This window comes from Rheinheimera sp. (assembly GCF_036568245.1).
GTDB lineage: Bacteria > Pseudomonadota > Gammaproteobacteria > Enterobacterales > Alteromonadaceae > Alishewanella.
Genome location: NZ_DATCSY010000333.1, coordinates 1 through 8,650, shown reverse-complemented (window position 1 = coordinate 8,650; position 8,650 = coordinate 1). Strand labels below are relative to the sequence as shown.

General features: G+C 46.5%; 9 protein-coding genes. 7 read left to right on the top strand and 2 right to left on the bottom strand.

The window, feature by feature from the left end; translation table 11 throughout:
* The first annotated feature begins 113 nt into the window (after positions 1 to 113).
* On the top strand, positions 114 to 782 hold the full coding sequence (locus tag VIN66_RS14900; protein ID WP_331924715.1) for a hypothetical protein: 669 nt from the start codon (positions 114 to 116) through the stop codon (positions 780 to 782).
* Between the two features lie 24 nt (positions 783 to 806).
* Here VIN66_RS14900 and VIN66_RS14895 read toward each other — a convergent pair whose 3' ends face one another.
* On the bottom strand, positions 807 to 1,700 hold the full coding sequence (locus VIN66_RS14895) for a LytTR family DNA-binding domain-containing protein (RefSeq protein WP_331924714.1): 894 nt from the start codon (positions 1,698 to 1,700) through the stop codon (positions 807 to 809).
* A gap of 105 nt (positions 1,701 to 1,805) precedes the next feature.
* On the opposite strand from VIN66_RS14895, the gene VIN66_RS14890 reads away from it, so the two are divergent.
* Positions 1,806 to 3,029 carry an acyltransferase family protein gene (locus tag VIN66_RS14890; protein WP_331924713.1) on the top strand — a complete coding sequence of 408 codons (1,224 nt, stop codon included), beginning with the start codon at positions 1,806 to 1,808 and terminating at the stop codon, positions 3,027 to 3,029.
* On the opposite strand, the gene VIN66_RS14885 is transcribed toward VIN66_RS14890, so the two are convergent.
* Entirely contained in the window at positions 2,995 to 3,708 is a 714-nt protein-coding gene (locus VIN66_RS14885; protein WP_331924712.1) for a polysaccharide deacetylase family protein, read from the bottom strand. The two genes, VIN66_RS14890 and VIN66_RS14885, sit on opposite strands and share 35 nt — an antisense overlap.
* A gap of 144 nt (positions 3,709 to 3,852) precedes the next feature.
* On the opposite strand from VIN66_RS14885, the gene VIN66_RS14880 reads away from it, so the two are divergent.
* The 5 genes from VIN66_RS14880 (at position 3,853) to VIN66_RS14860 (ending at position 8,634) form a co-directional block, all read left to right on the top strand.
* A complete protein-coding gene (locus tag VIN66_RS14880; RefSeq protein ID WP_331924711.1) occupies positions 3,853 to 5,229 on the top strand; it encodes a CHASE2 domain-containing protein in 1,377 nt (458 codons plus the stop codon).
* A complete protein-coding gene (locus VIN66_RS14875; RefSeq protein WP_331924710.1) occupies positions 5,207 to 5,581 on the top strand; it encodes a hypothetical protein in 375 nt (124 codons plus the stop codon). Before VIN66_RS14880 ends, VIN66_RS14875 begins: the two co-directional genes overlap by 23 nt.
* Before the next feature lie 12 nt (positions 5,582 to 5,593).
* Positions 5,594 to 7,180, top strand: coding sequence for a M48 family metalloprotease (locus tag VIN66_RS14870; RefSeq protein ID WP_331924709.1), 1,587 nt, complete (start codon positions 5,594 to 5,596; stop codon positions 7,178 to 7,180).
* A 160-nt stretch (positions 7,181 to 7,340) separates the two neighbouring features.
* Positions 7,341 to 7,892, top strand: coding sequence for a histidine phosphatase family protein (locus VIN66_RS14865; protein ID WP_331924708.1), 552 nt, complete (start codon positions 7,341 to 7,343; stop codon positions 7,890 to 7,892).
* 73 nt (positions 7,893 to 7,965) lie between these two features.
* Positions 7,966 to 8,634 (top strand): hypothetical protein, encoded by a 669-nt coding sequence (locus tag VIN66_RS14860; protein WP_331924707.1) that lies wholly within the window; start codon positions 7,966 to 7,968, stop codon positions 8,632 to 8,634.
* Positions 8,635 to 8,650: the final 16 nt, after the last annotated feature.

Below are 8,650 nucleotides of genomic sequence, written 5' to 3'. Positions count from 1 at the left end.
ACACAACCATCCCGAAAACACAAAATCAATAAAACACTTACATTTCATAAAGTTAAAATTGGCAAAGCCTTTGCAAAGCTTATTGCAAGCTAACAATAAAAAAGGACACCGATATGAAACTTTCTACCTTAGTTGCTGCCGTTACCATCGCCGTTGCCACCGCAGGTTTTGCCACCCCGGCATCGGCTGACAGCAATCATGCTACTATCGATAAAGTGCTGGGCTCCGCTTCAGTAGCTAGTAATCAGCACTATGGCGATATTTCGCTGGTTAATGGTAGCGTGCAAATGGCCAGCAACAGCAGCGCCAATGATGTTTCGGTAGTAAACGGCAGTATTGAGCTGCGTGATAATGTCAGCATCAATAGCGGTTCAACAGTAAACGGCAGTATTGAAGCCGGTACCGGTTTACAGGTAACCACCAGCCTGGAGACGGTAAACGGTAAAATCCGCCCCGGCAGCAAAGCGCAGATTGGAGGTAATGTTGATACCATAAATGGTGACATTACACTGGATAGCAGCGAAGTGGCGCAGGATATCAGCACCGTAAACGGCGATATTACACTGACCGGCGATACAGTGGTAAAAGGCGATGTTATTTACAAACCGCGCGGTAAAAAGAAATCCTTCTTTGGCTGGCGCAATGACAGCAAACCCAGCTTGCATATCGGCGCAGATGTCATCATAGAAGGCAAAATAGTCCTGCAACAGGAAGTAGAGCTGAAGCTGGATAACCCGGCAATGCAGGATAAAGTGGTATACGACATTAACGACGGCCGTTGAATATAAACAGCCAGACTGCGAAACTCAGTCTGGCTGTAATGCCGCCCTGAATGCGTCTTTATAACGGCGCGACAGCGCCAGCTGCTGACCACACTTCAATAAAATATCGCCATCACCACTGCTATCGTAACTAATGTTATCGATAGCATTGTGGTTTACCGCCAGGCTACGATGTATCCGGCTAAAACCCTTACTGCTTAATAACTCAAGTGTGCTACCCAGTGTGGCTCGAAGCGGATAAATCCTGCCTTTACTGTGCAGGTTAACGTAATTGCCGCTGGCCTCCAGCCACTCAATATCATCGGTCCGGATCAGAAACTCTTTATCCAGTTTCTTTACCAGAAAATGCTCCGGCGCTTTCTGGCTTTTCTGCTGTTGGCTCTCTTCAACGCTGCCTTCCGCCGTATCCAGCTGATGCGCCTCACCTTTTAACCGGCTGTAACCAAACATAACCAACTGATAAGTTAACAAAAACCAGATATAGCCCCAGGCATCTTTACGGTATTCATAAAGGAACTCACGTAACAGCGGGCCAAAATTGTAGTTGCCTCCTTGCCAGTGGTATATCAGCTCCCGCATCGCCACCATAATGCTGACATGCAGCACGGAGAACACCAGTGTACCGAGCAGATGCACCAACAGCTGACGGCTAACAAAGGTCAATCTAAGCGGGTAGCGGTTAAACCAGAAAAACAACAACGGGCACAATAGCAGCGTACTGATAGCACTGCTGTATTCCCAAACTATCGGCTCTAAAACCGATAAACTGTTTGCCGGGTTACGGCTGTGCTCCATCCAGACTGAGCTGGCGTTAATAGCAGCGTTGATAAAAAAATACAGCGCCAGCAGCAGATAACTGTACAGTGCCGGATGCTGGTCAAAACGCTCGAACATACTTTTTGCTTTACCGCTTGTCACACTCAGCCACCTGTTATCCCTAAAGCCCGCCGTAGCGCAATTTGTCTGTGTTGCATGCTAGTGCAACAGCGCACAATCAGGCAACTATTACCACGGAGCTTTGTTATGGCAACACATTTCTCTCACCGCCGTTACGATCTGGACTGGCTGCGCACACTGGCCTTTGGCTTGCTGATCCTATATCACATCGGTATGTATTATGTCGCCGATTGGGGCTGGCATATAAAAAGTGACATCACCAGCGAAACACTGCAAAACCTGATGATTTTGACCAACCCGTGGCGTATGTCACTGCTGTTTTTTATCAGCGCTATGGCGCTGGCATTAGCACAGCGCCACAGCAACATGTCGTCGCTAAACTTGTTTGGCCTGCGCAGCTCCCGATTGTTAATCCCGCTGCTATGCGGCATGTTTATCGTTGTGGTGCCGCAGGTTTATTATGAAGCCTTATCACAACATCTTATCGAACCGGGTTATTTCAGTTTCTGGCTGCAGTACATTAACCCTAACACTGAGTTGCTACGCGAGCATCATAGCCCTATCGGCCTGCTAACCTGGAACCACCTGTGGTTTTTGCCTTACTTATGGTGTTACAGCGTGCTGGTACTGATTGCTGCGCCACTACTGAACTGGCTGTCACATCGTTTACAGCATCTGCCGGGCAGTATTGCTTTGCTTGTTGTGATGGCGAGCTTGATTGCTGCCTGGATGATGCTCAAAAATGCTTACCCTTCCACTAATGCGCTACTCGACGACTGGTATAACCATGCCAAATACTTCAGTGTCTTTATTGCCGGTTACCTGTTTGCACTGCAAGGTAACTGGTGGCAGAAGGTTATCTTATGTCGTCGCTGGTTTCTGCTGGCAGGGCTGTTTGGGTACAGCCTGATTATTGCTGACCGCAACGGCGCTTTTGACAGCCTGCCAGACAGTTTTGGCGAGTCAATCACCAGCCGGTTGATTATCGGTGTGGTACTGGCGCTAAATCACTGGGGTTGGATCTTAGCGCTTATAGGCTACGCAGGACGGTACCTTAAGGAGCGCACCAACGCGGTGGATAGAGACGGCAAACTGCTGCACTATGCCAACAATGCCATTCTGCCCTGGTATATGCTGCATCAAACACTAATCATCGTATTTGCAGTATGGCTGAAGCCATTGGCATTGCCGGTGGGTGTTGAGGCAACACTGCTGATTATACTAACCTGCACCGGCTGCTGGGCCGGGTATGAGCTGGTAAAGCGCTTCTGGCTTAGCCGCTGGTTGTTTGGTTTGAAAGTAGCACTGCCAGCGTTCAAGTCTGAGCCTGCATCGCCAGTAATTCGCTGACGGTCACAAAACGGTAGCCCTTCTGCTTTAACCCTCTGATGATAAGCGGCAAAGCTTCCCGTGAGCTTTGCCGGCTTTGATACATCAAATGCATTAGCACTATGCTGCCGGGGCGGGTGTGTTCAATCACGTAATTCGCCATCGCCTGCGCATCAGCAGCCAGCGTAGGGTCAGTTTCGGGTTCCAGATCCCACATGATGGTTTTACGCTGCTGCTGTGCCAGATACCAGGGCAATACAAACAGCTTTTTACCATAAGGCGGCCTGAACAAAATCTCGTCCTTATAACCAGCAGCGCGGATAGCCGCATCGGTATATTCAATCTCACTAGCCACCGCAGCGGGTGACATTAATACCATGCGCGGATGGCTATAGCTGTGGTTACCCAACTGATGCCCCGCTTGATAAAGCAACCGCACTTCATCAGGGTTTTGCTCACTTTCTCTGCCGGTAATAAAAAACGTTGCTTTAACGTGCTCCTGCTGCAGCAGTGCAAGAATCTCAGTGGCATAACGTTTTGACGGGCCATCATCAAAGGTCAGCGCAACTACCTTTTCATCTGTTTCAACCCGATGTAGCAATTCGCCAAACAGTTGAAAGCTGCGGGCTGCGGAGAGTTGCCATAAGCCCAGTATTAATGTGAAAAACGAAATAATGGCAATCAGATTTTTCTTAATCATATCAGCAACATTAATAAATACACTACAGATTGAAGGCAATAACAACTTAAGGTATTTGCCTAACTTGCCAGTATAGAATTTTGCAACTAATATGAATGCCAGCTGAACAGAGCTGTATAAACGCAGTCAGGGAGAACTACATTATTGAGCTTGCAGGATGCAAAAGAGCAAAGTCCGAGCGGACTTTTTAAGCTAGCACTAAACTCTTTCAAATTATTGTTTTTGATGTTCATCCTTGCATTAGACCCTTTTGGCCTAACATCTGCTTCGGATACGGCATCTGCCAATGTTGTTAATAAAGTTCTATCACTTTACTACCCTGCGACAGCACAACAAGAAATCACTGTGGTATTAATAGATGATATCGCGCTTGACGCTATACAGGCACATTGGCCGCTGTCATACCAGGAGCAGGCAAAGCTCTACCGCACTATTCTGAATTACCAGCCCAGGGCTCTGTTTTCTGATCTGCTTTATACCTTTGACAGAAGCACCGCCAGCGACAAAGTGGAGTTTCTTAATAATACTTTTGAGCGATACCGGCATATTCCCATTTATTTGCCTAAACCTATGAGGCCAACAACTGAACAGCGCCCGGAATTCAGACATACCAAGCCGGTATTTGTACAGTGGTCAGGAGCAGAGCATTATTACCCAAGGATATTTAACGAATTACGCTCTCCCGCACAAGCATTATATGAACTACATTGTTCATCAAACTCATGCCCTTCGGAGCCAGAGGTGCAAACACCCCCTCATATTGCAGTGCAATGGGGTAGCAGATTAGCACCAGTACAACAAAACATAACTGATACCAGCCACTGTCAGCCAGAAAGTCACTCCTTTTTTGCTATTTTGGATATGTTATTCGACGATATCTTCTGGAAAACCAATACCGAATGGCGCCAACCCTGCCCTTATCACATTACGATAAATGCTGCGCAGTTACGCGCAAATGATACCAGTGCTAAACAACTGTTTACTGAGTTGATTCAAGACAAATACGTGTTTCTGGGAGCATATATTCAGGGCGCAAAAGATAGTATTCTCAGCCCGGTTCACGGCAATGTTCCGGGTGTCTATTTACATGCCATGGCATTTGATAATTTGTTGACTTACGGCGAACGCCATTACAGACCATCACATGAAATTTTCGGGAATGTAGATATCAACGATCTAGTTGATTCGCTGTTTTTCATCTGCTTTATGCTGCTAAGAGACGCCCCTGTTTCACCATCCGAAAATACCAATACCAAGTCCAGAATCCGTTGGTACCATACCTGGCGCCTGGCCGCATTATTGGCTGTAGCAATGTTACTGACATCACTCTTTTTTGCGGTAGTGCTGCATTACGAGCCTATAAACTGGCTGGGTTTAAGCGTACTGTTCCTGGCAATTAGTTACCACAAGTTTATATCAAATAAAGTCAACTACCTGATCTTCAGCAAAATACCAAAAATATTTTCTAATAAAAACAATAGTGTAAGGAGTAACGCTAATGAAAACCACCATTCTGACTAGTATTTCCCTCATGTTTCTAAACTTAAGTTTTGCTGCAGCCAGTGAGCCTTTAAAAATACTCAGTTACGTGGCGGATCCTATTTCCATTTTGGATGAAAGTGCTCGTTTGGTAGAAAAAAGGGCAGCTAAATTGCTACCGGAGCCGGATGTTGACGTTCAAGCCTATAACGAAGATTTAGATTTAGTATTAATTAAAACGTCAGATGGAGAAGAGCTCTGGCTGGACACTTTCGAGATTCAACTAAATCAAGGAAAAGCCGTCAACCTGGATTGCTACAAACTTCTGCAGGCTGGCGTTAAAGATGAAAAGGAAGCCGCCACCTTTGGCTTTGGCGCCGACTGCAATAAATAGGAGGGATGAGCTATGAAATCAGTACATAAAATACTACTTATTATCGGTGCTTTGACCTTATCAGGCTGCAAGACCCTGGATGGTGCGGGTCGTGCCATTGGAAATCTTACCGGATCTAAACTACACAATCAGTTTGAAGGTACCTATATCTCCCAATCTGACCTGAAGCAATATAAAGAGCGTGAAGATCAGCTCAGTGGTAGCGGCGTATTACTCAGTTATTCGGGCTTGAATATTCCTGAACAACAAGTAAGAAAGTCACATATAGTCGAAGCACCAGAGTTAACGGACTATATGCAAAATATAGTAACTTCACTGATGACGCACTGGGGTGGAACTCCGGTTAAGACCAAAGTGCAAATTATTAACTCGCAAAATTTTGCCCCTTATGCTGATACATTCGGCACCATCAGTGTACCTTTGGGTACTTTAGAAAATGTGGAAAGTGAAGACGAAATAGCACTGCTGCTGGCACATGAACTGAGCCATATATTGCTAAGGCATCATGAACGTAATGATGTAATGAATGCACAAAAAGACAAAGTCACGATGCTAGCCAAGTCAGTGATTCTTGCAAATATGGTTAAAGATACCAAGGTGGTAAAAAGCAGTGGTGACTACAAGTTGCAATATAACGCCAGTAAGCAGGGGCAGAGCAACATCAGTAAAGCTGCACTATACAACTATCTGATTAATGGCTTTTCAGACAGTGTTTGGAATACTGCCTGGCAACGTGCACAGGAAGACGAAGCAGACCTGCTTGCAATGGATATGGCGACTGCCGCGGGTTATGCACCACGAGCCAGCTCTCACAACTTACAGCGTTTAAATGATTTTCAGGGTAAACAAGACAGTATTTTATCTAAATTTTGGGATCAAAAAACAACAGCGTTAAAAACATCGGTGCAAGAGCTTGATTTATCCGGTGTATCCCAGCAACTGGATAGCTTTTTAAACGAGGGTGTGGGCACCTTAGTATCTGCTACAACTGATTATTTTCAACGTAGCCACATGTCCCCCGAAAAAAGGGATGTCAATATCCGCGAGTATGTCTTGCGCGAATATCAACCGCAGTCCAGACAACGAGTGAATAAAAAAACATGGCAGCAGCTGCGTGACAAAAAACAGAATCAGGACATATTCAAAGGTTACCGTTATGCGTTTGCTGCATCCTCCGCAATTTCATCTGGCAACCTGGACGAAGCAGAAAAACTCGCTTCACAAGCCATCAACTTTTCAGTGCGGAACCAGCCAGGTATCCGAGAAGTAATGTATGACTTGCGCATGGCACAAAATCAGAGTAACAAAGCAAAACAAAACTTAGCTCTGGTCAATAATTGGACACATGCATCCCCGGACTTCTTTGAAAAGAAAGTAGATTTTGAAATGCAGCAACATAATTATCAGCAGGTACTGCAGTTCATAGAGTTGGCGGAATCCACCTTTGGTAATAAAAGTATGTTTATTGTTCAAAAATCAGTAGCACTGGCGAATCTACAGCATACAGATCAAGCCATTAGCGCTTTAAAAGAATGCCAAAGCTATGAAGCAGAAAAACCTACCTGCGAAATACTGCTGAAACAGCTTGAACAAAGCTAGGATGATTCAATTTGACTAATTAAAAAAGGCCGCAGCAGCGGCTTTTTTTGTTTAACCAGTTCGGCCTCTACTCCTGCTTTTAGCCGTGGAGTAACTACGTACTAAACTTTTTCTGGCTTTACATCATACTAACAATACTGTGCCAACAGAAGTCAGCCAGATGAAAGCTTTATATCTTGCATTAATGTTATTACTGCCAGGTATCAGTTATGCCGACAGCACCGCCTGGCAGGCCTGGCGAGGGGGCAAAGCCCTGCTGCTGATGCGCCATACACTGGCGCCGGGTACAGGCGATCCGGCCGGTTTTGTGCTGGAAGATTGCAGTACCCAGCGAAACCTGAATAACGAGGGCCGTCAGCAGGCGAAGCGCTGGGGTCAGTTGCTACGCGAAAAATACAGCTCTGACATTACCGTGTACAGCAGCCAATGGTGTCGTTGTCTGGAAACCGCGCAGTTACTGCAGTTATCGCAACCGCTAGCGCTACCTGCGCTAAACTCATTCTTCGCCGGCCGTGGGGATGCAGCTAAACAAACCAAAGCATTGTTGCAGCAGTTTTCTATCATTCAAACAGCACAACCAACGGTGCTGGTGACCCATCAGGTTAACTTCACCGCCTTAACTGGTATCTTCCCGCACTCAGGCGAAGCTGCCATCGTCGCCTTGCCGTTGACACAACCTGCCAGCGTGCTGGCGCGGCTAAACACACCCTGATACAAATCGACATACCCGATACATAGGCTACACGTTATGCTATAGGCAATTGTTAATACCGCAGATGCAGCTGATGGCACACCAAATATCAAACAACACCACACTTTTACGCTCTGGAGGCCTTGCTGCTATTGGTATGGCACTTTGCTATATAGCCATGGCAGTTATTTTCTTTGGTATGTTATCGATACCGGCAGGGTTGGATAGTGCTGGCAAAATTCAATACTTGCAGCAGCACCATCTGCTGGTCGCCAGCGGTTATGGCATAGGCTATCTGCTGTTTGGTGTGCTGCTCGCGATAGTGTTGCAAGCTTTGCATCAGGTTTTTGCAAGCAGCCCAACAGCGCTTTTCCGGCTGGCCGAGCGTTTTGGTAATGTCTGGCTGGTGCTGATGCTGGCATCGGGCATGGTGGCGCTAATTGGCCTGCAAATGGTATTTCGCTTAATGGAGAGCGATCCGCAGCAAGCATTGGCGCTCTATAATACTCGCAACCTACTGACCGAAGCCTTAGGCGGTGGCATAGAATTAGTCGGCGGGCTGTGGGTATTGCTGCTTAGCATCAGCGGTTTACAGCAACAACGTTTAGGCAAAGCGTTGCACGTGCTGGGGCTGGTAGTGGGTGCACTAGGTATACTCACCGTGCTGCATACCCTGCCTTATCTGAAAGATGCGTTTGGTATCACCCAGCTAATCTGGTTTATCTGGCTGGGCATTAGCCTACTGCGCGCCACAAAAGCCTGATACATCACATGTAAAG